The organism is Nitrospira sp. BLG_1, assembly GCF_047338595.1.
Classification (GTDB): domain Bacteria; phylum Nitrospirota; class Nitrospiria; order Nitrospirales; family Nitrospiraceae; genus Nitrospira_D.
This window is the reverse complement of the sequence record NZ_JBLFBO010000140.1, coordinates 1-1043: the sequence shown is the minus strand read 5'-3', so window position 1 is coordinate 1043 and position 1043 is coordinate 1. Positions and strand designations below refer to the sequence as shown.

Genomic DNA, 1043 nt, shown 5'->3' with positions numbered 1-1043 from the left:
TAGGACTTACGCAGATGAAAAAGAGTGAGTAAACTGAGGGAATGAACCCTCCAAAAGTCGATGAATATGATTACATCCAGTTCTTGTTGGCGGCGCAACGAGTGTTTAGCACGGTAGAGGCCTCAAAAGTTATTTCTGGTGAAGAAGGCGCACCTGCGCATGACGCCTACACCCGTCTGCTTCAACGCATTCCACCAGATAGCCAAGCCCTCTGGCGAGAGGTCGAACAACTTACCTTGAAAACCCAAGGCGTTCTGGTCATTGATGATACGACCTTGGACAAGCCGTACGCAGAAAAGATGGCGCTGGTGAGTAGCCACTGGTCTGGCAAACACCATGCGGTTGTGATGGGCATCAATCTCATCTCATTGTTATGGACGGACGGAAAAGCCCATGTGCCTTGTGATTTTCGTTTGTACAATCATAGCCAGGATGGTTTGACCAAAAACGATCACTTCCAGAATATGTTGCACTCTGCCCAAGAACGCGGGTTCACGCCCGAGTTGGTTGTTTTTGACAGTTGGTATAGCAGCCTTGAAAACTTGAAAACGATCCGTGGTTTTGGCTGGCATTGGTTGACACAAGTCAAGAAAAATCGACTGGTCAGTTTGGACCGGTCAGGAAATCGTCAAGTATCCGACTGGCTTATTCCATCACAAGGACAAAAAATGCACCTGAAAGGGTATGGCTGGATCAAAGTCTTCAAGACTGTAGCCAAAAACGGCTCATTTGAGTACTGGGCAACCAGCCAATTGAATATGACTTTGGAAGCGTGTGCATTTTACGCCTTGGATGCCTGGCAGATCGAAGTCTATCACCGTGGCCTGAAACAGAATACTGGTATTGAGCGTGGTCAATTTCGCTTGGAGAATGCACAGAAAAATCACATTGCCTTAGCCATCCGAGCCTTTGTTCGTCTGGAAGTCTATCGCTTGAAAACTGACCGCTCTTGGTTTGAAGCCAAGCAAATCATTATCCGACAGGCTATTCGCGCTTATCTCAAAAATCCTTCCTACATCCTTTCTCCAACTGCGTAACTCCTA

1 protein-coding gene is annotated in these 1043 nt (G+C 47.2%); it reads left to right on the top strand.

Annotated features, from left to right (window positions below):
• The first annotated feature begins 41 nt into the window (after window positions 1-41).
• Window positions 42-1037: a transposase gene (locus tag ACMTNU_RS20770; protein ID WP_413937191.1), complete on the top strand. Its 996-nt coding sequence runs from the start codon at window positions 42-44 to the stop codon at window positions 1035-1037.
• Window positions 1038-1043: the final 6 nt, after the last annotated feature.

Bases quoted from the DNA above. Each gene is read 5' to 3' on its own strand.
- ACMTNU_RS20770 (WP_413937191.1), top strand. From the start codon at position 42: ATGAACCCTCCAAAAGTCGATGAATATGATTACATCCAGTTCTTGTTG.